General features: G+C 66.6%; 21 protein-coding genes. 14 read left to right on the plus strand and 7 right to left on the minus strand.

The window, feature by feature from the left end; all coding sequences use genetic code 11:
- Window positions 1-5: 5 nt before the first annotated feature.
- The 4 genes from OOZ48_RS08860 (at window position 6) to OOZ48_RS08875 (ending at window position 3,296) form a co-directional block, all read left to right on the plus strand.
- Window positions 6-797: an EI24 domain-containing protein gene (locus tag OOZ48_RS08860; RefSeq protein WP_269497395.1), complete on the plus strand. Its 792-nt coding sequence runs from the start codon at window positions 6-8 to the stop codon at window positions 795-797.
- Window positions 798-815: 18 nt separating this feature from the next.
- A complete protein-coding gene (locus OOZ48_RS08865; protein ID WP_269497396.1) occupies window positions 816-1,622 on the plus strand; it encodes a competence/damage-inducible protein A in 807 nt (268 codons plus the stop codon).
- A gap of 102 nt (window positions 1,623-1,724) precedes the next feature.
- On the plus strand, window positions 1,725-2,564 hold the full coding sequence (locus OOZ48_RS08870; protein WP_269497397.1) for an IclR family transcriptional regulator: 840 nt from the start codon (window positions 1,725-1,727) through the stop codon (window positions 2,562-2,564).
- Window positions 2,565-2,717: 153 nt separating this feature from the next.
- Window positions 2,718-3,296: a phasin family protein gene (locus tag OOZ48_RS08875; protein WP_269497398.1), complete on the plus strand. Its 579-nt coding sequence runs from the start codon at window positions 2,718-2,720 to the stop codon at window positions 3,294-3,296.
- Between the two features lie 106 nt (window positions 3,297-3,402).
- Here OOZ48_RS08875 and OOZ48_RS08880 read toward each other — a convergent pair whose 3' ends face one another.
- Window positions 3,403-4,317, minus strand: a complete 915-nt coding sequence (locus tag OOZ48_RS08880; RefSeq protein ID WP_269497399.1) for a LysR family transcriptional regulator — start codon at window positions 4,315-4,317, stop codon at window positions 3,403-3,405.
- Window positions 4,318-4,459: 142 nt separating this feature from the next.
- On the opposite strand from OOZ48_RS08880, the gene OOZ48_RS08885 reads away from it, so the two are divergent.
- The gene (locus OOZ48_RS08885) at window positions 4,460-5,221 is read left to right on the plus strand and encodes an SDR family oxidoreductase (protein WP_269497400.1); all 762 of its coding nucleotides are present in this window, start codon (window positions 4,460-4,462) and stop codon (window positions 5,219-5,221) included.
- A gap of 76 nt (window positions 5,222-5,297) precedes the next feature.
- Here OOZ48_RS08885 and OOZ48_RS08890 read toward each other — a convergent pair whose 3' ends face one another.
- Window positions 5,298-6,170, minus strand: coding sequence for an MBL fold metallo-hydrolase (locus OOZ48_RS08890; protein ID WP_269497401.1), 873 nt, complete (start codon window positions 6,168-6,170; stop codon window positions 5,298-5,300).
- Between the two features lie 56 nt (window positions 6,171-6,226).
- Window positions 6,227-7,015 carry an IclR family transcriptional regulator gene (locus OOZ48_RS08895; protein WP_269497402.1) on the minus strand — a complete coding sequence of 263 codons (789 nt, stop codon included), beginning with the start codon at window positions 7,013-7,015 and terminating at the stop codon, window positions 6,227-6,229.
- 321 nt (window positions 7,016-7,336) lie between these two features.
- Here OOZ48_RS08895 and OOZ48_RS08900 point away from each other — a divergent pair, with 321 nt between their 5' ends.
- The 8 genes from OOZ48_RS08900 to OOZ48_RS08935 all read left to right on the plus strand — a co-directional run bounded on the left by OOZ48_RS08900 (window position 7,337) and on the right by OOZ48_RS08935 (window position 17,512).
- A complete protein-coding gene (locus OOZ48_RS08900; protein ID WP_269497403.1) occupies window positions 7,337-8,491 on the plus strand; it encodes a branched-chain amino acid ABC transporter substrate-binding protein in 1,155 nt (384 codons plus the stop codon).
- A 26-nt stretch (window positions 8,492-8,517) separates the two neighbouring features.
- The gene (locus OOZ48_RS08905) at window positions 8,518-9,435 is read left to right on the plus strand and encodes a branched-chain amino acid ABC transporter permease (protein ID WP_269497404.1); all 918 of its coding nucleotides are present in this window, start codon (window positions 8,518-8,520) and stop codon (window positions 9,433-9,435) included.
- Window positions 9,436-9,437: 2 nt separating this feature from the next.
- A complete protein-coding gene (locus OOZ48_RS08910; protein ID WP_269497405.1) occupies window positions 9,438-10,580 on the plus strand; it encodes a branched-chain amino acid ABC transporter permease in 1,143 nt (380 codons plus the stop codon).
- Window positions 10,577-11,350, plus strand: a complete 774-nt coding sequence (locus OOZ48_RS08915; RefSeq protein ID WP_269497406.1) for an ABC transporter ATP-binding protein — start codon at window positions 10,577-10,579, stop codon at window positions 11,348-11,350. Before OOZ48_RS08910 ends, OOZ48_RS08915 begins: the two co-directional genes overlap by 4 nt.
- Window positions 11,347-12,066, plus strand: coding sequence for an ABC transporter ATP-binding protein (locus OOZ48_RS08920; protein WP_269497407.1), 720 nt, complete (start codon window positions 11,347-11,349; stop codon window positions 12,064-12,066). The genes OOZ48_RS08915 and OOZ48_RS08920 overlap by 4 nt, the downstream gene beginning before the upstream one ends.
- 83 nt (window positions 12,067-12,149) lie before the next feature.
- Complete coding sequence (locus OOZ48_RS08925) at window positions 12,150-12,770, plus strand: amino acid synthesis family protein (RefSeq protein WP_269497408.1); 621 nt, start codon at window positions 12,150-12,152, stop codon at window positions 12,768-12,770.
- Between the two features lie 135 nt (window positions 12,771-12,905).
- Window positions 12,906-14,324, plus strand: coding sequence for an efflux RND transporter periplasmic adaptor subunit (locus tag OOZ48_RS08930; RefSeq protein WP_269497409.1), 1,419 nt, complete (start codon window positions 12,906-12,908; stop codon window positions 14,322-14,324).
- On the plus strand, window positions 14,321-17,512 hold the full coding sequence (locus tag OOZ48_RS08935) for an efflux RND transporter permease subunit (RefSeq protein WP_269497410.1): 3,192 nt from the start codon (window positions 14,321-14,323) through the stop codon (window positions 17,510-17,512). Before OOZ48_RS08930 ends, OOZ48_RS08935 begins: the two co-directional genes overlap by 4 nt.
- On the opposite strand, the gene OOZ48_RS08940 is transcribed toward OOZ48_RS08935, so the two are convergent.
- The 4 genes from OOZ48_RS08940 to OOZ48_RS08955 form a co-directional block, all read right to left on the minus strand.
- Entirely contained in the window at window positions 17,466-18,338 is an 873-nt protein-coding gene (locus OOZ48_RS08940) for a carbohydrate ABC transporter permease (RefSeq protein WP_269497411.1), read from the minus strand. The two genes, OOZ48_RS08935 and OOZ48_RS08940, sit on opposite strands and share 47 nt — an antisense overlap.
- A 13-nt stretch (window positions 18,339-18,351) precedes the next feature.
- Window positions 18,352-19,278 (minus strand): carbohydrate ABC transporter permease, encoded by a 927-nt coding sequence (locus OOZ48_RS08945; protein ID WP_269497412.1) that lies wholly within the window; start codon window positions 19,276-19,278, stop codon window positions 18,352-18,354.
- A gap of 3 nt (window positions 19,279-19,281) precedes the next feature.
- On the minus strand, window positions 19,282-20,328 hold the full coding sequence (locus OOZ48_RS08950) for an ABC transporter ATP-binding protein (RefSeq protein WP_269497413.1): 1,047 nt from the start codon (window positions 20,326-20,328) through the stop codon (window positions 19,282-19,284).
- A 61-nt stretch (window positions 20,329-20,389) separates the two neighbouring features.
- A complete protein-coding gene (locus OOZ48_RS08955) occupies window positions 20,390-21,865 on the minus strand; it encodes an ABC transporter substrate-binding protein (protein ID WP_269497414.1) in 1,476 nt (491 codons plus the stop codon).
- A gap of 303 nt (window positions 21,866-22,168) precedes the next feature.
- Between OOZ48_RS08955 and OOZ48_RS08960 the strand changes: the two genes are divergently transcribed.
- On the plus strand, window positions 22,169-23,740 hold the full coding sequence (locus OOZ48_RS08960; RefSeq protein WP_269497415.1) for an aldehyde dehydrogenase (NADP(+)): 1,572 nt from the start codon (window positions 22,169-22,171) through the stop codon (window positions 23,738-23,740).
- The last annotated feature ends 47 nt before the right edge of the window (window positions 23,741-23,787 follow it).

The following is a 23,787-nucleotide window of genomic DNA, read 5'->3' on the forward strand; positions in this document are numbered from 1 at the left end:
TACGCATGACCCGACACGACCTGGCCTTGCTCGAACGCGGCCGCCCCTCCGGCCTGGGACTGGTGGCCCAGGCTTTTCGCCGCGCCCTGGTCAGCCAGCTGCATCCGCGCATGCTGGCGGCCCTGTTCCTGCCCTTCGTCATCGCCTTCCTCGGCGCGGCGGTGCTGCTGTGGCTGTTCTGGGATCCCCTGACGGCCTGGCTCAACGGCGAGGCCGCGAACTGGGGCCTGCTCAACACCATCGACGGCTGGCTGGTGGCCGCGGGCCTGTTTTCCCTGAAGCTCTGGCTGGTGCCCATCATGGCGGCCGGCATCCTGCTGCCCATGGCCGGCATCCTCGGCCTGGTGATCGCGGCGGTGTTCGTGATGCCGCTGGTGCTGCGGCACTTGGAACACCGCGAATACCAGGGCCTGGGGCGGCAGGGCACCAACACCGTGGTGCTGGGGATCTGGAACGCCGCCTGGGTCGGCCTGCTGTTCTGCCTGGGCTGGCTGGTGACCATGCCGCTGTGGCTGATTCCGCCGCTGGCCCTGGTGCTGCCGGTGTTCTGGTGGGCCTTCGCCTTTGCGCGCATGCTGCGCGTCGATGCCATCATCGAACACGCCAGCGCGGCCGAACGCCGCCTGCTGTGGCGGCGCTACAATCGCCACTTCTGGCTGATGGGCGTGTGCCTCGCGCTGATCAACCTGATCCCGCCCGCCTGGCTGGTGATTCCGGTGTTCTCGGCCCTGGTGTACGCGCATTTCTGCCTCGACGCCCTGCGCCGGCTGCGCGCCGAAACCGTCATCGATCTCTAGGCCACCACATCCGCCACCATGACCCAGCCCCCGAAAATCCGCCTGATCGCCATCGGCGACGAGATCCTGTCCGGCCGCCGGCAGGACAAGCATTTCTCAAAGATCATCGAACTGCTCTCGGTCCGCGGCCTGGCGCTCAATGCCGCCGAGTTCATCTCGGACGACGAGGACGAGATCACCGCCTGTCTGACGCGCAGCTTCGCCACCGGCGACATCGTATTCTGTTGCGGCGGCATCGGCGCCACGCCCGATGACCGCACCCGCCAGGCCTGCGCCCGCGCCCTGGGCGTGGGCCTGGCCCTGCATCCCGAGGCCGAACGCCTGATCGGCGAGCGTTGCGCCGACATGGCCGCGCGCGGCCAGGGCAGCGCCGACATGAGCACCCCGGAAAACCGCCAGCGCCTGCAGATGGGCGTGTTCCCCATCGGCGCCCAGATCGTCCCCAACGCCTACAACAAGATCCCCGGCTTCTTCGTCCGCGACCACACCTTCATGCCCGGGTTTCCCGTCATGGCCGAACCCATGATGACCTGGACGCTGGACACCCGCTACGCGCACTGGCACCATCAGGTCCAGCGCATCGAGCATTCCTTCCTGGTCTTCGGCCTGCCCGAATCGCGTATCACCCCCGCCCTCGAGGCCCTCGAGCTGCGCTGGGCCGGCGTCAAGGCCTTCAGCCTGCCCAGCGTGGGCGGCGAGAGCGGCGGCCCGCACATCGAACTGGGCGTCAAGGGGCCGCCCGACCCGGCCGCCGAGGCCCTGGCCTACCTGCGGGCCGAGGTCGTGCGCGTCGGCGGCCAGCTGACGCCGCCGCCGCGCGACTAGGGGCGATCGAGGGGGAATGCGGTCGCTGGAGGTGAAAAAAAGCTTGCCAGCGGCATGGATATTTCATAGTATGGAATTGTTGCATTGCATCAAGCTCACGCCATGGCACGCCTCCAGCCCCTCTCGACGCACTCCCCGGAATCCTTCGCCAACGGCGCCACGACAGCCGCGGGCATCGACCACCACGGCCCCGTCACCATCCAGGTGCTGGACCGCGCGATGCGCATCCTCGACGTCCTGGCCAGCCAGCGCGACCCCGTCGCCCTCAAGGACCTGTCGGCGGCGACCGGCCTGCATGCCTCCACCGCGCACCGCATCCTCAGCGACCTGACCGTCGGGCGCTATGTCGAGCGCGTCGACAGCGGCCTGTACCGCCTGGGCATGCGCCTGCTGGAACTCGGCTCGCTGGTCAAGGGACGGCTGGACGTGCGCGCCGCGGCCATCGGCCCCATGCGCGACCTGCACCGCCAGACCGGCCAGACCGTCAACCTGTCCCTGCAGCAAGGCGACGAGATCGTCTACATCGAGCGCGCCTGGAGCGAGCGCTCCGGCATGCAGGTCGTGCGCGCCATCGGCGGCCGCGCGCCCCTGCACCTGACCTCGACCGGCAAGCTCTTCCTCTCGATGTGGGACCAGCGCAATGTGCGCAGCTACGCCATGCGCACCGGCCTGGCCGGCACCACCCGCAACAGCATCACCGAACTCGACCTGCTGGAGCGCGAACTCGCGCTGGTGCGGCGCCACGGCTATTCGCGCGACAACGAGGAACTGGAACTGGGCGTGCGCTGCATCGCCGCCGGGGTCTACGACGACACCGGCGCCTTGCTGGCCGGCCTGTCGCTCTCGGCGCCCGCCGAGCGCATGCGCGACGACTGGATCCCCGTGCTGCTGAACACCGCCGCGCACATCTCCGAGGCCCTGGGCTACGAGGCGCCGCACTGATCCGGACACACCCGCTTGCACTATTTGCTGCAACGCAACAAAAAAATGTTGACATGCCTGGGGATTCGCGTAGAATTTCAATTGTGCAGTGCAACATTGAAGGCGCCGGATGACTATCCAAGTGCGGCCTTCGCCACTTACTAGGAGTCCACCATGAGCGCTACCCCCCAAACCCTGCTGGCCGGCCAGAAAGCCGCCCTCGACAACCTGCTGGCCGTCCAAGGCACGTTCTTCAGCGGCTTTGAAAAGCTGGTCGACCTGAACCTCAAGGCCTCCAAGGCCGTTTTCGAGGACGTCGCCGCCAAGTCCCAGGAAGCCATCGAACTGAAGGACGCCCAGGAAATCCTGGCCTTCACCTCCTCGCTGGTTCGTCCCGACCAGGCCGTCGCCTACAGCAAGCACGTCTACGAAATCCTGTCCGACGTCCAGGGCGACCTGAACAAGCTGGCCGAGGCCCAACTGAACGAAGGCCAAAAGCAAGTCTCCGACGCCATCGAGCAGATCTCGCGCAACGCCCCCACCGGCTCCGAAGGCGCCGTGGCGCTGCTGAAGTCCTCGCTGGCCACCGCGACCAACGCTTATGAAACCGTCACCAAGGCCGCCCGCCAGGCCGCCGACGTCGCCGAGTCGAACATCAACGCCGCGACCAACGCCACCCTGAAGGCCGCCGCCGACGTTGCTCAGACGACCACCAAGGCCGCGCCCCGCGCCCGCCGCGCCGCCGCCAACTGATAGACCCCCGTCGATCGGGCCGGACTCCGTAGCCGGCCCCGATCGATCGCAGCACCTTCCCCGAGGTTCCCCCTCGGGGATTTTTTTTGTGTGTCCGGCAGGCGCGCTAATGAGGCTTCGGGGCGCCGAACTTTTCGGCATACAGGTCGCGAACCCAATCAATGAATACGCGCACCCTGGGGGAGAGCTGACGATGGAATGGGTACAGTGCGCAGACAGGCACTTCGGGACACGACCATTCCGAGAGCACTTGAACCAGGCGCCCGGCCCGCAGATGTTCCTCCAGCCTTAAACGAGGCACCTGGATCAGCCCGCAGCCCGCCAGCGCCGCGCTCGTGTAGCACTCTGCATCGCTCACTGAAATCCAGCCGCTCACCTCGAATTCCGTCACCTCGCCATCGACAATGACTTTGAAGGGATAGCGGTTGTCATTGCCCGGCGCGAAAAAGCCGATTCCCTGGTGCTTCGTCAATTCACGCGGATGTGTCGGGGTGCCGTTGCGCGCCAGGTATTCGGGGCTTGCGCAGATGATCTCCGGCATATCCGCCAGCTTTCGAACCACCAGCGATGAGTCGCGGGGTTGACCGGCCCGCACCACGCAGTCGATGCCTTCCTTGACCAGGTCCACCAAACGGTCGCCGCTGCTGATGACGACGTCAATTCGAGGGTAGCGTTCCCTGAACTGGCCAATGCGCGGCAGGATGATCGTCGTCGCATGTGCCCCATGGAGGTTCAGCCGGAGCGTCCCATGGGGATTGGCAACGTGGGTGCTCAGGGCCGTTTCCGCGTCCTCCAGGTCGGCCAGGACACGCTGGGAGCGTTCGTAGAATGCCTGCCCGTCCAGCGTGGGCCTGACTTGCCGCGTGGTTCGATCCAGCAGGCGCGCGCCCAGCCGCCTTTCCAGTTCTTTGATCGCATGTGTCGCCGTGGCGCGCGGGATGTTCAGTGCACGCGCGGCTTCGGTGAAGCTGCCCAGCTCCACGATTCGATTGAAGAGCTGCAAAGCATGAAAGCGGTCCATGTGGGTCCGATTGTTGAGATTTTTTGAATTGACCAGTTAATTTCACCCCATTTATCCATCGGGGGTCAATCGACATCATAGAGTCCAGGCCCACGGCCCGCCGCTTCCGCGGCTCATCCTCAATCACATCAAGGAAACCATCATGACCACCAGCAGATCGCCCGCCACAGCATCGCCTGCCCGCACGGCCATCGTGACCGGTGCCTCCCGGGGTATCGGGCGCGCCATCGCCCTGCGCCTCGCCGAGGACGGCTTCAAGATCGCAGTCAATTACTCGGGCAATGCAGCCAAGGCGCAGGAAGTCGTCTCGTCCGTCCGGGCGACGGGCGGGGAGGCGATCGCCGTGCAGGCCGACGTGTCCCGTGCGGAAGATGTACAGCGGCTCTTTGCCACAACCCTGGAAGCCTACGGCACCCTCGGTGTCGTGGTGCATAACGCCGGTGTGATGCCGCTGGCGCTGATCGCCCCCGACAGCATAGAGGCATTCGATCGCATTGTTCAGATCAATCTGCGCGGTGCCTTCCTGGTGTTGGGGCAGGCCGCTCAGCACATCCAATCCGGCGGCCGCATCATCGCACTGTCGACCACTGTGATCGCCAAGTCCTTCCCTCGGTACGGCCCCTACATAGCGACCAAGGCCGGTGTCGAAGGGCTGGTGCATGTCCTGGCCAACGAGCTGCGCGGCCGAAGCATCACAGTCAATGCGGTGGCGCCCGGCCCCGTCGCCACCGAACTGTTTCTGGACGGCAAGACCGACGAACAGGTCGCCCAGCTTGGCAAAGTCCCCCCCTTGGAGCGCCTGGGCCAGCCCGAGGACATCGCGCGCGTGGTGTCGTTCCTGGTGGGCGCCGATGGTGGCTGGATCAACTCTCAGGTCGTGCGCGCCAACGGCGGGTTCGCCTGAGCGCGGGAACCCCGGCATTGGCGGTCAGTGCGCCCATGCATGCCGGCATTCGTGCCGCCGGAGGGACTCCGACGGCCTATTCGGTGGCGAGGCTCACCGGGATCTTGAGATAGCGCATGCCATTGGATTCCGCGTCCGGCAGGCGGCCCGCGCGGATGTTGACCTGGATGGACGGCAACAGCAGGGCGGGCGCCGACAGCGTCGCGTCGCGGCGCTGGCGCATGTCGGTGAATTCCTCGGCGCCGACACCGTCATGCACGTGGACGTTGTGCCGGCGCTGCTCGGCGACGGTCGTTTCCCAGGCGTACTCGCTGCGTCCCGGCGCCTTGTAGTCATGGCACAGGAATAATCGCGTCTCGGGCGGCAGCGCCAGCAGCCGGCGGATCGACTGGTACAGCGTTTGCGCGCTGCCGCCGGGAAAGTCGGCGCGCGCCGTGCCGTAGTCCGGCATGAACAAGGTGTCGCCGGTGAACACCGCATCGTCGATCCGGTACGACACGCAGGCCGGGGTGTGGCCGGGCGTGTGCAAGACCTCCACGGCCAGGTCGCCGATGTGGAAGGTCTCGCCGTCGCGAAACAGCCAGTCGAACTCCTTGCCGTCGCCCGAGACGTCGTCCAGATTGAACTTCCGGCGAAAGATCCGCTGGACTTCGCGGATGTGCTCGCCGATGGCCACGGGCGCCGCCGTGCGCGTTTTCAGATAGTGCGCCGCGCTGAGGTGATCCGCATGCGCGTGGGTCTCGAGTATCCACGCGATCTGCAGTCCGCCGGCCTGCGCGGCCGCCAGGATGCGATCCGCCGAGGTGGTCGAGGCCTTGCCGCTGGCGTGATCGTAATCTAGCACCGCGTCAATAATGGCCGCCTGGCGGGTGGCCGGATCCGAGACCAGATAACTCACCGTATTGGTGGCCTCGTCAAAGAAAGCCTGGATGTCCGCGGAAGCATGCATGGCGTGTCCGTCAAAGAGTTCATCGACGCCTCAAGGGTAGCAAAGTCCGCGCCTGGCTATCGAACCGTGCTGCAGGCCTCCGACAGCGCCTGCGCGAACATCTTGACCAATTCGCCCGCGTGGGCGCTCTTTTCGGGGGTCATCTCGGAGCGCAGATGGCTGATGGCCACCGCAGCGTGGGGCTGCAAGCCGTTCTGGACACGGACCGGCGCGCCGACCGACCACATGTGGTCGCGGGTTTCGCCGTCGTCGATCGAGTAGCCGCGGTCCCGGATGGACGCCATCTGGCGCAGCAGCGCGTCGACGTCGGCGACGCCGTTTTGTGTCAGCCGCACCAGTTCGTGCTTCTCGTAGAAGGCCCGGATCTCCTGGTCGCTCATCAGGCTGAGCAGGGCCTTGCCGGTGGCGGTGCAGCAGGCCGGCAGGCGCATGCCGGCATTGAACGTGATCCCCAGGGCCAGCGGGCTATTGCGGCATGCGATGTAAATCACATCCGGGCCGTCGGGCACGGCCAGGATGGCCGCCTCCTGGCTGTGGGCGATGCGGTGGTCCCAGATCGCATAGAACTCGGCCGGGAGCTCCGAGCTCTGATTCCGGGCGTTGGCCAGCTCGACCAGGCGCAACCCCAACCGATAGGTATTGTCCGGCCGCCGCTCGAGGAATCCGGCGTTCACGAGTTCGGCCAGCAGGCCGTGCGCCGAGCTTTTGGCGATGCCCAGTTCGTCGGCGATATCGGTCATGTTCACGGGCCGGCCGGCGCGCGCCACGACATCCAGAATCCCGAGTCCGCGCGTCAGCGCCGGCGCCAAGCCTCTTTTTGCAGACGTTTTTTCTTGCGCAACCATATTTGCTGTCATTGATTTCGTTCGTCGCTGCCCCTGATGGCGGCGTCCAATTATCCCCGCCGGGCCGATGGTGCCGGGCCAGAACAGGGGAAAACCCTGATATTGGCGTGTAAAACGATTATGCCATAATTCTATCCATCGAACTCAGTTCGATATATAGAAATTCTGTCGCAAACGGCCCGTCGCCCGGCGCGGGCGCGGGTCGCGGCATCGAAGGCGGGCTTTGCAAGCCTGCGCACGGTGCCGGCGGGCGTGAACCGGAGACTCACGCGGATCAAGGTATTGAGGCCCGCAGGGCATTCAACCAACAAGGAGGAAGTCATGATTTTCAGAGCTACTGTCTTATCGGCCGCCATCCTCATGGGCGTGGCCGGCACCCCGGCACACGCCAAAGACACGGTGAAGATCGCGTTCATCGGCCCGCTGTCGGGCGGCAATTCCGCCACCGGCGTCGGCGGCCGGAACTCCGCCGAAACCGCGGTGCGCGTCAGGAACGAAAAGGGCGACTCGAAGTACAACTACGAGCTCGTCGCGCTGGATGACGAGTGCAAGCCAAACGTCGGCGTCCAGGTCGCCACGCGCGCCGCGACCGACCGCCACATCATTGCCGGCATTACGCACTTTTGTTCCGCGGTCGCGATCGCCACGGTCGACGTCTACCACCGCTTCGGCTTCCCCGTCGTTGTCTGGGGCGCGATCCTGCCGGACATCACGTACGCCCAGGATTACAAGGAAGTGCACCGCGTCAACGGCTCGATGCTGGACGAGACGGAAGTCGCCACGAATTCCCTCATCGAGATGGGCTACAAAAAGTGGGTCGTCATTCACGACACCACCGACTACGGCAATATGCTGAACAAGATGTTCCAGGAAAAGGCGCCCAAGAAGGGCGGCGAAATCGTGGGGTCTTTCGGCGTCGGCGCCAACCAGCAGGATTTCTCGGCTGAACTGCTGAAGATCAAGGACATCAACCCCGACGTCGTCCTCTTCGCCGGCCTGACGCCCCTGGGTGTCCGGGTCCGCTCGCAGATGGAGCACTTCGGCGTCGACGTCCAATTCGCCGCCGTATCGGGCATCATGTCGACATCCTATTTCGATGCCCTGGGCCAAACGGCGGAGGGCACCCTGTCGTTCCACAATGCCGCGCCCTTGACCGCGATGCCGGGCGGCAAGGCCTTCCTGGAAAACTATGGCAAGGCCAATTACAGCAATCCGCCCGAGCCCTACGGGCCCTATGCCTATGTGGCCGCCGACCTGATCATGTCCGCCATCGAGCAGGTGGGTCCCGACCGCAAGAAGGTCCAGGCCATCCTGAACGACACGAAGGACTATCCCAGCATCGCCGGCCCCATCAATTTCGATGACCACCGAAACAACAGCGTGGCCTCCACGCGGTATGTCGCGCAGGACGGCGACTGGGTCCGGTGGGAGGACAGCGAATACGCAAGCGGCAAGCGCCAGCTGAAAGGCCGCTGAATCTTAGAGTCAAGGAGCGCTTCCTCATGGGTAGTCTCGTAGAGTTTGTTTTCTACGGCGCCGTGCTCGGGATCATGTACGCGTTGATCGCCGTCGGGTTCACCCTGTTTTTCGGGGTGCTCGACGTCATCAACTTCGCGCATGGCGACGTCCTGACGGTGGGTGCATTTTCCGGGCTGGTGGCCTACCTGGGCCTGGGTGTCCTCGGGGTGGACCTGCCGCTCGTCCTGCAACTGGTGACCGTCGTCCTGGCCGCGTGCGTCATGACGGCGGCCGCCGGCGTGTTGATCGGCAAGGTCTTCGTCGTGCCGATGCGCGATGCGCCGGCCTTCAACATCCTGTTGATGACCTTGATGATCGGCACGGTGTTTCGCGAGGCGATCCGCCTGTTCTATCCGCAAGGCGCAAACCCCAAGGCCTTCCCGGCGTTGATCTCCAAGGCGGCGGTCGACGTCGGCGGGGTCTTCATACGGCTGGACAGCATCGCCTTGCTGGTGCTGGGGCTGGCCGTGGTGTTTCTGACGAGCTGGCTGATCAACCACACCAAATTCGGCCTGGCGATCCGTGCCGTCGCACAGGATGCCGATACCGCGCAGGTGATGGGCATCCCGTTCAAGCGGACGGTATTCGCCACCTTCGCCCTGGGGTCCATCCTCGCGGGCATTGCCGGAATCATGCACGGCATCTACTACAGCGAGATCAACTTCAATTCCGGGCTGTTCCTGGGCTTGATCGGGTTCTCGGCCGCCGTGGTCGGGGGGCTGGGCAGCATATGGGGCGCCATCATCGGCGGCTTTACCTTTGCCGCCCTGCAGACGGTCTGGGTGGTCCTGTTCCCGGACGCCAGCAGCTATCGGGATGTGTTCTCGTTCGCCGTCATCATCGTCATCATGGCCCTCTTTCCCACCGGCATCATTGCCGAGCGATACAGCGAAAAGGTGTAAGCATGAGCGTGCTTCGTTTCTGGCCTTCCCTGGCAATACTTGCCCTTGCGGCGATCTGGACGCTTTGCCTGCTGCTGGCTGAGGACCAATGGATGATCTGGTCGGCCCTGGCCGTGGCGGCGGTCGCGATTCCGGCGGCCATGCGCACGGGGGCCGGCGCCGGGCTGGGCGCCGCCCTGAATGAGTCCGGACGGTTCTTTGCGCTGCTGATCTCCGCCCTGATCGTCATGATCGCCCTGGTCATCCACGACGGCCACTATCCCCTCATGATGCTGGCCTCCGTCCTGATCTATGGCCTGGTCTGCATCGGTCTCACCATCCAGTTCGGCTATGCCGGGGTGATCAACTTTGCCGGCGCGGCGTTCTTCGGCATCGGCGGCTACACCGCCGCCGTGCTGGGCACGTCCGGGGTGCCGTCGCTGCTGATCGTGCTGCTGGGCGGCGTGATCGCGGCGCTGATCGGCGGGTTCATCATTTTGCCGATCCTGCGCACGCGGGGCCATTACTCCGCGCTGATCACCATTGCGTTTGGCCTGCTGTTCCAGATATTTCTCGAAGTCAACGAAACCCTGGGCGGGCCGCAGGGGCTGAAGGTCGAAGGCGCCGCCATCGCCGGCTGGTCGCTGCTGGACGGGATATCGCTGGCGGGCTACGACGCCTCGTTCTACCTCAATTACGTGCTGCTGATCGCGGCGATCTTCACGGCCGTGTTCATCCTCACCCGCAACCTGGAAAGGAGCTGGATCGGGATCAATCTCGATGCCGTGCGCGAGGACGCCATCGGTGCGTCGGTGTTCGGGATCAACGTGACGGCATGGCGCATCTTTGCCTTCATGCTGGGGAACTTCGTGATCGGGATCGCGGGCGCGCTGTTCGCCATGATGCAGAACTTCATCGCGCCGTCCAATTTCTCGTTCTCCGATTCCTTGCTGATGCTGTCGATCATCGTCATCGGGGGCATCGGCAATCTCTGGGCCTTGCTGCCGGCGGCGATCATCGTGATCCTGATCCCCGAAAAGCTGCAGGAGATCGGTGAATACCGGATCCTGATCTTCTCCGTGCTGGTGGCGCTCGTGCTTCGCTTTCGCCCCACCGGCCTGTTCCCCCGGCCGGTGCGCCAGTTCAAACGGGAGGTCGAACAATGAGCACGCTATTTTCCGCGCGTGACGTCACGGTCAAGTTCGGCGGACTGGTGGCGGTGGACGCCCTGTCGTTCGATATTTCGGAAGGCACCATCACCGGCCTGATCGGGCCCAACGGATCCGGCAAGACGACATTTTTCAACGCGGTCACGGGACTGTGCCGATTGGCCGGGGGCAGCATCTCGATCGGCGGCCAGGACATATCCGGCCTGTTGTCCCGCGAGGTGTATGGCAAGGGCATTACGAGGACGTTCCAGCGCTCGCGGCTGTGCCTGTCGCTGTCGGTCTTCGACAATGTCATGATCGGCCGGCAGAACGGCTTGCCGTTCGGCCTGCTCGACAACCTGGTGCGGCGCCGGCGGTTCAGGAAGGAACTCGTCGGCCACCACCACCGCGTCGCCGGCCTCCTGAATACATTCAGCGAAAGCCTCGCCCAGCGGATCTTCGAGCCTTTGCACAGCCTCAACATGATCGACCGGCGCCGCATAGAGGTGTGCCGGGCCTTGATTGCCGAACCCAAACTGCTGCTGCTGGACGAGCCGTCCGCGGGCATGACGCCCGATGAAACCCAAGAGTTCATGGACGACATCCTCAAGGTTCGCGCGAACAATCCGAGGATGAGCATCATCATCATCGAGCATGAAATGGAACTCATGCAGCGGGTGGCCGAACATTGCATCGTGCTCAACCACGGCCGCAAGGTCAGCGAGGGCACGTTCGACGATGTGGTCAGCGATCCATGGGTTCAGGAAGCCTATCTGGGGGAAGCATGAGCGGACACCTCGTCACCAATGATATTTGTGCCGCCTACGGCAGTGCGCGCGTCCTGTCGGGCGTGTCCATCGAGGCCAAGGAAGGCGCCATCACCTGCATACTCGGGGCCAACGGCGCCGGCAAGACATCCCTGATCCGGGCGATTCTGGGGCTGCTGCCGACCTCGCAGGGCACGGTCTCGCTGGACGGCGCGCCGCTGGACCGGCTGGAGACGCACCGGCGGATCGAGCGGGGCATCGGTTGCGTGCCGGAAGGCCGCAAGCTCTTTCCCAAGATGACTGTCGAGGAAAACCTCCATGCCGGCGCGTTCCTCGTCAAAGAACGCGCCCTGGTCGCCGAGCGGCTCGAGCGCGTCTATGCGACCTTTCCGCGCCTGGCCGAACGCAAGCAGCAATTCGCCGGCACCATGTCCGGCGGCGAGCAGGCCATGGTCTCCATCGGCCGCGCCCTCATGAGCGATCCCAAGATCCTGCTCATCGACGAGCCCTCCCTCGGCCTGTCGCCCGCGCTGGTCCGGGATTCGTTCGGCATCATCGGCAGCGTCAACAAGACCGGCGTGTCGATCCTGCTGGTCGAGCAGAACGTGCGCCAGACCTTGGCCATCGCCGATTACGGCTACGTCATCAGCCAAGGCACGGTCGTCGCCCAGGGGGCGGCCGACCAGCTCATGAACGACGAAAAAATGAAGGCCGCCTATTTCGGCCGGACCCGCTAGCCGGATTCGCCGCGCTTGCACCATCACTTGACCCACGCTGTCGCGGTTGGGTACCGGACAGCCATGATTCTAGGAGAAGCCCAATGACCGACGTCAACATCAAACTCGCCAAGGTTCGGCAGTTCCATCTCTTCGAGCGCGAGACGCTGCGCGAGGCGGGCGTGGCCGTTACCGCCGTGTCCCGCCATGTGGTTGCCGGCGTGGTGTTCGAGAACCCCCTTGCGGGCAAGGGCGCCGCATCCGCCGAGGACCTCGACCGCATGGCCGAGATCTCGCTGGAGCTCGGGGCGGAACTGAGCCGCCGGGCGCTTGCCAGGATGACTGACGTGGGCCGGCCACGCGCCTACGGAAAGGCCGTCATCGTCGGCACGGACGGCGATGCCGAGCACGGGGCGGCCCTGATCCACCCGCGCATCGGCCTGGCCATGCGGCGCACCCTGGGCGCGGGGCCCGCGCTGATCCCCGGAAACGCCAAGGTGGCGGGGCCGGGTGCCTCGATCGACCTCATCTTCGGCGGCGCCGAGGATGCCTGGGACTACGATGCCATGGACGCCACGACCGTCAGCATTCCGGGCGGCCCCGGCCCTGGCGAGATCGCGCTGTTCGTCGGCTTCGGCACCGTGCGCGCGAATGCGCGCATCCAGGGTGCCAGCGCCGATCAGGTCGCCAATCTGGTCGCCGAGATCCGCGGCGCGACGGCATAGCGTCCGCCGGACGATATCAACGGCGGCGCCGGCACGGCGCACAAGCCGACACCCCGAGGCCACCCCTCGGGGGTTTTTTTCCCCTAAACCTTTCTTTCCCGGGGAAAACACACCGTATACTCGTGCGGAACGTCGATGAACCCCGCTACGCCGCACGCCAACATGCGCCCGAATTCCCGCAACGACCCGCCGACCGGCAGGCCGGCGGCGTCCACCCGCCGCTCGATCCTGTTCCTGGGCTTGCCGATCCTGTTGATCCTGGGCGCCGTCATCTGGTTTGCCAGCCGGCCGCGCGTCGTGGCGCCGCCGGCGGCCGGCGGCGATGCCGCCGTGCCGGTGCGCATGGCCACGGTCCAGCAGCGCGACGTCCCCATCCGCATTCTGGGCGTGGGCAATGTGCAGGCCTGGGCCAGCGTGACGGTGCAGGCGCGCATCGACGGCCAGCTCGAGTCCGTCGGCTTCACCGAGGGGCAGGACGTCGTCCAGGGCCAGCTCATCGCACAGCTGGACGATCGCCTGCAAAAGGCGCAGCTGGACCAGGCCCTGGCCCAGCAGGCGCGCGACCGCGCCGCGCTGGACTATGCCCAGCAGGACCTGCGCCGCTACGAAACCCTGGTCAAGCGCGACGCGATCACCGCCCAGACCCTGGACGCCCAGCGCGCCCAGGTGGCGCAGCTGCAGGCGGCCCTGCTGGCCGATGCGGCGCAGGTCGCGGCGGCGCGCACCCAGCTGTCCTATACCCGCATCACGGCGCCTATCAGCGGACGCACCGGCGCGCGGCTGATCGATCCCGGCAACATCGTGCGCGCAAACCTGGTCGAGGGCATCGTGGTCATCAATCAGATCGATCCGATCGCAGTCACCTTCACCGTGCCCGACAGTGTCTTTGCCGAGGTCGACCAGGCCTTGCGCGAGGGCCGGACGCCGCGGGCGCTGGCCTACGCCAGCGGCGGCGACCAGCCCCTGGCCGAGGGCGAGGTGGTGCTGGTCGACAACCGGATCGATCCGCAAAGCGGCACCTTGCAATTGAAGGCGCGCTTCGACAATCCCCGGCACGCGCTGTGGCCCGGCCAGTACGTGGACATGCGCCTGATCCTCGGCCAGCGGCGCGGCGCCCTGGTCGTTCCCTCGCGCGCGGTGCAGCGCGGCCCGGACGGCCCGCTGGTGTACGTGGTGGACGAGGGCGGCATTGCCCATGTCCGGCCCGTCCAGGTGGCCCTGATCCAGGATGAAATGGCCTTGATCGACCAGGGCCTGTCCGCGGGCGAGCGTGTCGTCACCGAAGGCCAGTACAAGGTCCGCCCCGGCGCCCGCGTGGCGCAGATCGCCGCACCGGCCGCCGCCGCGCCCGCGCCGACGCCCACCTTGGCCGGCGCCGATCCGCGGGCGGCCGGCCCGGCCAGCACAGAGGCGGCCGATCCCGAGGCCGCCCCGCTGGCGGGCGCCGCGATGGGCGACGCCCTCGTGGACGACGCCGCGGCAGGCGCCGCCCGCCCGGCCGCCCCCGCGGGCGACGCGGCCGGATCGGGCCAGGCCCCCGGAGCCCGGCCGTGAATTTCTCGGCGATCTTCATCCGGCGGCCGATCGGCACCTTGCTGCTGGCGATCGCGCTGTTCCTGGTCGGGGCGGCGGTGTTCCCGCTGCTGCCCGTGGCCTCGCTGCCGCAGGTCGATTTCCCCACCATCCAGGTGACGGCGAAACTGCCCGGCGGCGATCCCGAGACCATGGCCACCAGCGTCGCCCAGCCGCTGGAGCGGCAGTTCTCGACGATCGCCGGCCTGGCGCAGATGACCTCGGAAAACGCCGCCGGCTCGACCCGCATCACCTTGCAGTTCGAGCTGAACCGCGACATCGACGGCGCCGCCCTGGACGTGCAGACCGCGATCAATGCGGCCGCCCGCCAACTGCCCGCCAACCTGCCCAACCCGCCGACCTTCCGCAAGGTCAACCCGGCGGATTTCTCGATCCTCATCCTGACCATCCAGTCCGACGTGCTGCCGATCACCGAGGTGAACGACTACGCCGACAATATCTTTGCCCAGCAGCTCTCGCAGATCGAGGGCGTGGGCCTGGTCAACATCTGGGGCCAGCAAAAGCCCGCGATCCGCATCCAGGTCGACCCGGTCAAGCTCGCCAGCCTGGGCCTGGATCTCGAGGCCATCCGCGGGGTGATCGCCACCACCACCGTCAACCAGCCCAAGGGCATGATCGACGGGCCCTCGCAGAGCTATTCCGTCTACACCAACGACCAGATCCTGTCGGTGGAGCCCTGGAACGACGTGGTGCTGGCCTGGCGCAACGGCGCGCCGATCCGGGTGCGCGACGTGGGCGTGGCCGTGCCCGGCGCCGAGGACAGCAAGCAGGCCGCCTGGGCCTTCGGCGGCCTGGCGGCCAGCGACGCCGACCGCGCCATCGACGGGCGCACCCTGCTGATCGGCATCACCAAGCAGCCCGGTGCCAACGTGATCAAGACCGTCGAGCGCATCCAGGCCGCGATGCCGCGCCTCATGGCCTCGATCCCCTCCACCGTGCACGTCAGCACGCTGATCGACCGCACCCAGAACATCCGCGCCTCGGTGCACGAGGTCGAACTGACCCTGCTGCTGTCGATCGCCCTGGTGGTGATGGTGATCTTCATGTTCCTGCGCAACCTGGCCGGCACCCTGATTCCCAGCGCCACCGTCCCGCTGGCGCTGCTGGGCACCATCGCCGTCATGTACCTGCTGGGCTACAGCCTGGACAACCTGTCCCTGATGGCGCTGACGATCTCGGTGGGCTTCGTGGTGGACGACGCCATCGTCATGCTCGAGAACATCTACCGCCACATCGAGGAGGGCATGAAGCCGATGGAGGCCGCCCTGAAAGGCTCGCGCGAAATCGGCTTCACCATTATCTCGATCTCGGTCTCGCTGATAGCGGTCTTCATTCCGCTCTTGTTGATGGGCGGCATCGTGGGGCGGCTGTTTCGCGAATTCGCCATGACCGTCAGCATCGCCGTGATGGTGTCGGTCCTGGTGTCGCTGACCCTCACCCCCATGCTGTGCTCGCGCTACCTGAAGGCCCACGATCCGCGCCGGCCGCGCGGGCGCCTGTACCTGGCCTTCGAGCGCGGCTTCGACCGCATGCTGGGCCTGTACCGGCGCGGCCTGGACGTCGTCCTGCGCCACAGCTTCATCACCCTGTGCAGCTTCATCGCCACCGTGGCCGCCACGGTGGCCTTGTTCGTCGTGATCCCCAAGGGCTTTTTTCCCGAGCAGGACACGGGCTTCATATTCGGCCTGGCCGAGACCTCGCAGGATGCGTCCTTCGAGGCCATGAACGAGCGCATGATGGCCCTGGCCGAGGTCGTGGGCCGCGACCCCGACGTCATGACCTATGGCATGAGCAGCAACCAGCCCACCTTCAACACCGGGCGGTTCTTCATCAGCCTGCGGCCCAAGAGCGAGGGCCGCGAGGCCTCGGTGCAGGAGGTCATGGCGCGGCTGCGGCCCGAACTGGACAAGGTGCCGGGCGTGCGCCTGTTCATGCAGGCCGGCCAGGACATCAACGTCGGCGGACGGCTGTCGCGCACCCAGTACCAGTACACCCTGATGGATGCCGATCTGGACGAGCTGAACACCTGGGCGCCGCGCCTGCTGGCGCGCCTGCGCGAACTGCCGGAGCTCGTCGACGTGGCCAGCGACCAGCAGAACCAGGCCGCCACCGCCGTCGTGACCATCGACCGCGCGCGCGCCGCCAGCCTGGGGATCTCGCCGGCCCTCATCGACAACACCATCTACAACGCCATCGGCCAGCGCCAGGTGGCGCAGTACTTTACCCAGATCAACAGCTACCAGGTCATCCTCGAGGTCACGCCGGCGCTGCAGCGCGACCCGGAACTGTTCTCCAAATTGCGCATCACCTCGCCGCTGACCGGCCAGCAGGTGCCGCTGTCCAGCCTGGTGCGGGTCGACACCTCGCAATCGGGCTACCTGTCGATCAACCACCAGGGCCAGTTCCCGGCGGTCACCCTGTCCTTCAACCTCGCCGAGGGCGCCTCGCTGGGCGACGCGGTCGGCGCCATCAAGGGCGCGGAGGCCCAGATGGGCCTGCCGCAGGGCCTGGTGGGGTCCTTCCAGGGCACCGCCCAGGCCTTCGAGCAGTCCCTGGCCTCGCAGCCCTACCTGATCGCGGCCGCGCTGGTGGCGGTCTACATCGTCCTGGGCCTGCTGTACGAATCCTACATCCACCCGCTGACCATTCTGTCGACGCTGCCCTCGGCCGGCGTCGGCGCCTTGCTGATCCTCATGGCCAGCGGCTTCGACTTCACCGTGATCGCGCTGATCGGCATCATCCTGTTGATCGGCATCGTCAAGAAAAACGGCATCATGATGATCGACTTCGCCCTGCACGCGGAACGCGAGCATGGCCTGGCGCCGCGCGAAGCGATCTACCAGGCCTGCCTGCTGCGTTTCCGGCCCATCATGATGACCACGCTGTGCGCGCTGCTGGCCGGCCTGCCGCTGATGCTGGGCTCGGGCGCCGGGTCGGAACTGCGCCAGCCGCTGGGCTATGCCATGGTCGGCGGCCTGATCTTGTCGCAGGCGCTGACCCTGTTCACCACGCCGGTGATCTATTTGTACCTGGACCGGGCGCACTACTGGTACATGCGGCGCAAGGACATGCGCCGCGCCCGGCGCCGGCGCGCCGCCCGCCTCAGTCCCGCGCAACGGCGGTCAGGCCCGCCACCAGTTGGTCGATGAAGAACGTATACAGCACCGCGATCGGGATGCTGGCGATCAGGGCGCCGGCCAGCAGCGGCCCCCAGTGATAGACGTCGCCCCGGATCAGTTCCGTGGGCACCGCGATGCTGATGGTCTTGTCGGCGCTGTGGGTCACGAAGGCCAGCGCATAAATGAATTCGCTGCTGGACAGCGTGAAGGCAAAGACCACCACCGTCATCAGGCCGGGCAGGGCCAGCGGCAGCACGACGTGCAGGAAGGCGCTCCAGCGGTCGTGGCCGTCGATCATGGCCTGCTCCTCGATGTCGCGCGGAATCCCCTTGAAAAATCCCATCAGCAGCCAGGTGCAAAAGGGCACGGTGAAGGTCGGGTAGGCGACCACCAGCGCCCACAAGGAATTCTGCAGGCCGAGGAAGGCGATCACCTTGGAAAACGGGATGAACAGCAGCGTGGGCGGTACCAGGTAGCTGAGGAAGATCCCGATGCCCAGGGTCTCGCCCCAGCCGCCGGCGATGCGCGCCAGGCCATAGGCGGCCGGCACCGCCAGGACCAGCGTGATGGCCACCACGGCCACCCCCACCAGCAAAGTGTTCCACAGCCACTGCACGAACAGGGTCTGCTCGAACAACAGGCGCAGGTTGTCCAGCGTGGGTGGACCCGAGAACCAGAACGGATTGGCCGTCGGCGTAAAGATGTCGGCCTGCGTCTTGAAGGTGGTGATCAGCATCACGTAAAAGGGCAGGGCGGAAAACACCACGAACAGCGCCGTGGCCAGGTACAGGTCGCCGCGCCGCGCCGGGTGCCGGGCGCGCGCCGGCCCGGCCTGCATGGTGGGTTCGTTCGTCATCGCGGCCCCCTCGTCAGATTTCCCGCCGCCGGATCAGCGACAAGGTCAGGATGGACACCGCCGCCAGCACCGGCAGCAGGAACAGCGCGGTGGCCGCGCCGCGCCCCAGCGACCCGCCCTGCACGCCGGTAAAGAACGCCAGCGTCGGCAGCACCTGCGTGGCGTTGGCCGGGCCGCCGCGGGTGAGGATGAACACCGTCGCGATGTCGGTGAACACAAAGACGAAGGTAAACAGGATCGTCACCCCGAACACCGGGATCAGCATCGGCAGGATCACCTGGAACAGCCGCCGGAAATAGCCCGCGCCGTCGATCTGGGCCTGTTCCACGATGTCGCGCGGCACGCCGTTCAGCCCGGCCAGAATGATGACGGTGCCCAGCGGCAGCAGCCGCCAGATGTTCACCAGGATGATCGAAAACAGCGCCAGGCCGCTGCGCCCCAGCCAGAACGTATTGTCGAAATCCCCGAACAGCGCGCCCGGATGGCCCAGCAGCCCCATGCCGCGCAGCATCCAGTCGATCGGGCTGAAGGTCGAGTCCAGCATCCACAGCCAGGCGATGGCCGACAGGGACGCGGGCGCGGTCCAGGGCAGCAGGATCAGGAAACGGATCAGCCATTTGCCGCGCACCGGGCGCATCAGCAGTTCGGCCTGGATGGTGCCCAGGACCAGCACGCCCACCAGCGTGCTGAGGGTGATGTTGAAGGTGTTGCCGATGGCCCGCATGAAATCCGGCGTATCCAGCAGCGCGGTGAAATTCTCCAGGCCTATATAGCGCATCGCCGTGCCGCCCGTGGTGACGTCGTTGAGGCTGTAGACCACCGCCAGGATGATGGGGATGCCCAGCAGCAGGGTGATGTAGAGGATCGCGGGCATCACCATGCCCAGGGCCAGCAGCGTGTCGCGCTGCGCGAGGCTCAGCGGGGATCGCGTCCGGGCCATGGCTCAGGCCTGCGCCGCCGCCGGGCGGCCGGGGGCGTCGATGCGCAAACCCGTGCGCGCGTCGAAACGCAGCATGCGCGCCTCGGGCACGCAAAAGCTGCGCTGCTGGCCGGCCGCCAGGGTCTGCGCCTTGCGCTCGGGCAATTTCAAGATCAGTTCGGCGCCGTCGCCCGCCAGCGCGCCATAGACCAGCACGTCGGCGCCCAGGGCCTCGACCTGCTGGATGGCGATCGCCAGCGGATACTGACCCGCCGGCGCCGCCGTGTCCGGCAGCCAGGCGTCCTCGGGATGGAACCCCAGCAGCATGTCGCCGTCGGGGATCAGGTTCATGGGCGGCGAGCCCATGAACTGCGCCACGAAAGTGTTGGCCGGCTCGTGGTAGATCTGGCGGGGCGTGCCGATCTGCTCGATGCGCCCGTGATTCATCACCGCGATGCGCTGGCCCAGGCCCATGGCCTCGACCTGGTCGTGCGTCACATAGATGGTGGTGATGCCGGTTTGCTGGTGCAGGCGCTTGAACTCGCGCCTGGCGGAATGGCGCAGCTTGGCATCCAGGTTGGACAGCGGCTCGTCCATCAGGAACAGGCTGGGGGTGCGCACCAGCGCGCGCGCCAGGGCCACGCGCTGGCGCTCGCCGCCGGACAGCTCGCGCGGCTTGCGCGCCAGCAGGCGCTCGATGTCGAACAGCCGCGCCGCCCAGACGACCTTCTCCTCGATCCGGGCCTTGGGCATGCGGATGGCCTCCAGGGGAAACGAGATATTCCTCGCCACCGTCTTGTGCGGATACAGGGCATAGCTCTGGAACACCATGGCGATGTTGCGCAGGCGCGGCGGATCCTCATTGGATATCCGTCCATCGATGCGGATCGTCCCGGCGCTGGGGCGCTCCAGCCCCGCGATGGTGCGCATCAGGGTGGACTTGCCCGATCCCGAGGCGCCCAGCAGCACCAGGAACTCCCCGTCGGGGACCTCGAGGCTGACATCGTCGACCGCCTTGACGCGACCATGGTCGTAGGTAGTGCTCAGATGCTCGATGCTCAGCTTGGCCATGCAGCCTCCAGTGTGTCCCCTGCCGTCCGCGGCGGCCGGCGGCGGGCCGGCCGCCCCCCGATCACGCCTTGTTCCCGCCGATCAGACCGCGTCCGCGCCATTGGGCATAGATCGATTGCGCCTGCTTGGCGGCCTCGTCCACCGCCTGTTCGGGCGTGAGGTCGCCGCGCGCGGCCTTGGCCATCATGTTGGGCAGGATGAAGGTGTTGAACACCTCGCCCACCGCCGGATTCGAATAGCCTGGATGGCCCAGGTTCGTCGTCCACTCAGTGGCGCTGGTCAGCGGCGCCAGCTTGCCCTCGGCCTCGCCCTCGATGCGGAAGGGATCCTTGGCGAACCAGGCATCGTTCAGGGCCTTCAGCGTGCTGGCCCCCGACACCGCCGGATAGCCGCGATCGCCGCCGGGCACCGCCGTATCGAAATAGCTGGGGGTGTTGTAGAGCTTGCTGTGGTACATCGCCTGGTCGTAGTTGGAGGTCAGGTGCAGGATGAACTGCTTGGCGAGGTCCTCGCGGCCCTGGGCGAACTTGGGGATGATGTAGTTGTACAGCACGTGCACATTGGCCCAGCGGTCGCCGTGGGGCCCGGCCAGCGGACCGGTAAAGAACACGTCCTTGGCGATGTCGGGCTTGGTCCCCTGGGCGGATCGGTAGGCCGAGATCGAATTCACGATGTACGACGCCTTGCCGGCGATCAGGTCCTGGTTGTTCGAGGCCGCGTTCCAGGCGAACACCGCCGGCGTCATGGTCCGGTGGTACAAGTCCACCATGTACTTCACCGCCTCGATGGCGCGCGCGCGGTTCTCGCCCGCGCCCAGGATCACGTTGTCGTCCTCGTCCTGCACCGAGGCGCCCCAGGACCACAGGATCGAACGCGCCACCATGTTCGAGTCCAGCTCCTGCGACATGCCGATGCCGACCTGCACGCCTTGCTCCTTGCGGATTTTTTCACCGACTTCCAGCAGCTGCATCCAGGTGTCGGGTCCGTTTTCCAGGCCCGCCTTTTGCCAGAGGCTGCGGCGATAGTCGCCGCAGTCGATCGTCCATCCGTGGCAGAACGCATACCAGGACTTGACCACCGGGTTGTAGGAAATGCGCGGGATGACGTCGAACACCTTGCCGAACTGCTTGGCCGCCTGCTGGTTGACGTCGGCCATGTCCAGCACATTGGGCGTGAACTGCGCCGCCTCGGGGCCCAGCTCGATCAGGTCGTGGCCCGATCCGGCCGACATCTCGGACGTGGTCGTCGTGACCAGGTCGCCGATATTGATGTGGTCCACCACCACCTGCACGCCATGGGCCTCGCCCCAGGCCTTGGCAAAAGCGTCGAACCACGTGTCGTAGCTGGGGACGAAGTGGCTCCATTGCAGGATCTTCAGCGTCTTGTCGGCCGCCAGGGCGTTCAACGGAAACATCGGCACGCCCAGGGCGGCCAGGCCGCCGGCCTGCAGGATGCGGCGGCGCATGGGCGAGTGCGTGGCGGCGTAGCGGGAAACCGGCCGGCGATCGCGGCCCGGGTCGAATGAATGGTACGGCATGACCTGCCTCCTGGGGGAAAGGAGGGGGCAGGTCGTCGGAAGGACTGTTGCATGTGGCGGCGCTACCCCCCAATCAAGGGAAGAGAGCTGCGTAGCGGTCGTATTCAACCAGGCGCGTCACGCAAAAGCTTGGAGCAAGTGTAACGCCGATGGTTTCGTTTGGCGGACTCATTCAAGGGTAAACCATGAGTCCGAGGCCCATATTGTCCAAGGGAATGGGCATCCTGCACCGGCGCGGGACCGGGCCGGCGGCGATTGGTACACTGGAATTTTTCCCTTCCAGACCAGCCAGAGGTAATCCAGATGCACATCACCGGCGCCATGTTGATAGGCCAAACCGACGTCACCGGCACCGAGGCCGTTTTCCAGGCCGTCGACCCGGCCACGGGCGCGGCCCTCGACCCCGGCTATGCCGGGGGCACCCCCTCGCACGTCGACGCGGCCGCCCGCCTGGCCGACGCGGCCTTCGCCAGCTATCGCGCGACCCCGCCCGCCCAGCGCGCGGCCTTCCTGCGCGAGATCGGCAGCCAGATCATGGCCCTGGGCGACACCCTGATCGAACGCGCCATGGCCGAAACCGGCCTGCCGCGCCCGCGCCTCGAAGGCGAACGCGGCCGCACCGTCAACCAGCTGAACCTGTTCGCCGCCGTGGTCGAGGCCGGCGGCTGGCACGGCGCGCGCATCGACCACGCCCAGCCCGAGCGCAAGCCCATGCCGCGCAGCGACATCCGCATGCGCCACATCCCCATCGGCCCGGTCGCCGTCTTTGGCGCCAGCAACTTCCCGCTGGCCTTCTCGGTGGCGGGCGGCGACACCGCCTCCGCCCTGGCGGCGGGCTCGCCCGTCATCGTCAAAGGGCACCCCGCGCACCCCGGCACCTCGGAACTGGTCGGCCGCGCGATCCGCGCCGCCGTCCAGGCGCAAGGCCTGCACGAGGGCGTGTTCTCCCTCGTCTTTGGCGTGGGCAACGACATCGGCCAGGCCCTGGTCACCCACCCCCTGATCAAGGCCGTGGGCTTCACTGGCTCGCGCACCGGCGGCCTGGCCCTGATGCGCGCCGCCGCCGCGCGCCCCGAGCCCATCCCCGTCTTTGCCGAAATGAGCAGCACCAACCCCGTGTTCCTCATGCCCGCCGCCCTCAAGGCGCGCGCGGCCGCGATTGCCGGCGGTTTCGTCACCTCGCTGGTCGGCAGCGCCGGCCAGCTGTGCACCAACCCCGGCCTGGTGATCGGCATCGCCTCGCCCGAACTGGACACCTTCATCGCCGCCGCGCGCGAGGGCGTCGCGGGCAGCGGCGCCAGCACCATGCTGACCGCCGGCATCCACCAGGCCTACGAGGACGGCGTCCGCCGCCTGACCGGCCTGTCCGAGGTCGAGGTCCTGACGCGCGGCAACCCCTCGGATGCGCCCAACCAGTGCCAGGCCGCCTTGCTGGCCTGCTCCGCCGAGGCCTTCATCCGCGACCCGCAAAGCCTGGGGCATGAAGTCTTTGGCGCCAGCTCGCTGGTGGTCCGCTGCGCCGACGAGGCCCAGATGCTGGACGTGGCTCGCGTGCTCGAAGGCCAGCTGACCGCCACCCTGCAGCTCGAGGCCGGCCAGGACGCCGACCTGGTGTCGGCCCTGCTGCCCATCCTGGAACTGAAGGCCGGCCGCATCCTTGCCAACGGCTTCCCCACCGGCGTCGAGGTCTGCCACGCCATGGTGCACGGCGGCCCCTTCCCGGCAACCTCGGACGCGCGCAGCACCTCGGTCGGCACCCTGGCGATTCAGCGCTTCCTGCGGCCGGTGGCCTATCAGGATATTCCGGACAGCCACCTGCCGGAGCCTGTGCAGGCGGCGAATCCGTGGAATGTGCCGCGGATGGAGAATCGCTGATTGTTGATGGGCTTTTTTAGCTGAACTGCACCCCGGAGGTTGGATTT

Origin of the sequence: Castellaniella sp. S9 (assembly GCF_027257175.1) — a bacterium.
Taxonomy (GTDB): Bacteria; Pseudomonadota; Gammaproteobacteria; order Burkholderiales; family Burkholderiaceae_B; genus Castellaniella.

Excerpts from the sequence above, each read along its gene's own strand:
- OOZ48_RS08925 (WP_269497408.1), top strand. The coding sequence starts at position 12,150 with ATGACCGACGTCAACATCAAACTCGCCAAGGTTCGGCAGTTCCATCTC.
- OOZ48_RS08940 (WP_269497411.1), bottom strand. The coding sequence starts at position 18,338 with ATGACGAACGAACCCACCATGCAGGCCGGGCCGGCGCGCGCCCGGCAC.
- OOZ48_RS08930 (WP_269497409.1), top strand. The coding sequence starts at position 12,906 with ATGAACCCCGCTACGCCGCACGCCAACATGCGCCCGAATTCCCGCAAC.
- OOZ48_RS08870 (WP_269497397.1), top strand. The coding sequence starts at position 1,725 with ATGGCACGCCTCCAGCCCCTCTCGACGCACTCCCCGGAATCCTTCGCC.
- OOZ48_RS08920 (WP_269497407.1), top strand. The coding sequence starts at position 11,347 with ATGAGCGGACACCTCGTCACCAATGATATTTGTGCCGCCTACGGCAGT.
- OOZ48_RS08865 (WP_269497396.1), top strand. The coding sequence starts at position 816 with ATGACCCAGCCCCCGAAAATCCGCCTGATCGCCATCGGCGACGAGATC.
- OOZ48_RS08900 (WP_269497403.1), top strand. The coding sequence starts at position 7,337 with ATGATTTTCAGAGCTACTGTCTTATCGGCCGCCATCCTCATGGGCGTG.
- OOZ48_RS08915 (WP_269497406.1), top strand. The coding sequence starts at position 10,577 with ATGAGCACGCTATTTTCCGCGCGTGACGTCACGGTCAAGTTCGGCGGA.
- OOZ48_RS08885 (WP_269497400.1), top strand. The coding sequence starts at position 4,460 with ATGACCACCAGCAGATCGCCCGCCACAGCATCGCCTGCCCGCACGGCC.
- OOZ48_RS08910 (WP_269497405.1), top strand. The coding sequence starts at position 9,438 with ATGAGCGTGCTTCGTTTCTGGCCTTCCCTGGCAATACTTGCCCTTGCG.
- OOZ48_RS08895 (WP_269497402.1), bottom strand. The coding sequence starts at position 7,015 with ATGGTTGCGCAAGAAAAAACGTCTGCAAAAAGAGGCTTGGCGCCGGCG.
- OOZ48_RS08890 (WP_269497401.1), bottom strand. The coding sequence starts at position 6,170 with ATGCATGCTTCCGCGGACATCCAGGCTTTCTTTGACGAGGCCACCAAT.
- OOZ48_RS08875 (WP_269497398.1), top strand. The coding sequence starts at position 2,718 with ATGAGCGCTACCCCCCAAACCCTGCTGGCCGGCCAGAAAGCCGCCCTC.
- OOZ48_RS08905 (WP_269497404.1), top strand. The coding sequence starts at position 8,518 with ATGGGTAGTCTCGTAGAGTTTGTTTTCTACGGCGCCGTGCTCGGGATC.
- OOZ48_RS08955 (WP_269497414.1), bottom strand. The coding sequence starts at position 21,865 with ATGCCGTACCATTCATTCGACCCGGGCCGCGATCGCCGGCCGGTTTCC.
- OOZ48_RS08945 (WP_269497412.1), bottom strand. The coding sequence starts at position 19,278 with ATGGCCCGGACGCGATCCCCGCTGAGCCTCGCGCAGCGCGACACGCTG.
- OOZ48_RS08950 (WP_269497413.1), bottom strand. The coding sequence starts at position 20,328 with ATGGCCAAGCTGAGCATCGAGCATCTGAGCACTACCTACGACCATGGT.
- OOZ48_RS08860 (WP_269497395.1), top strand. The coding sequence starts at position 6 with ATGACCCGACACGACCTGGCCTTGCTCGAACGCGGCCGCCCCTCCGGC.
- OOZ48_RS08960 (WP_269497415.1), top strand. The coding sequence starts at position 22,169 with ATGCACATCACCGGCGCCATGTTGATAGGCCAAACCGACGTCACCGGC.
- OOZ48_RS08880 (WP_269497399.1), bottom strand. The coding sequence starts at position 4,317 with ATGGACCGCTTTCATGCTTTGCAGCTCTTCAATCGAATCGTGGAGCTG.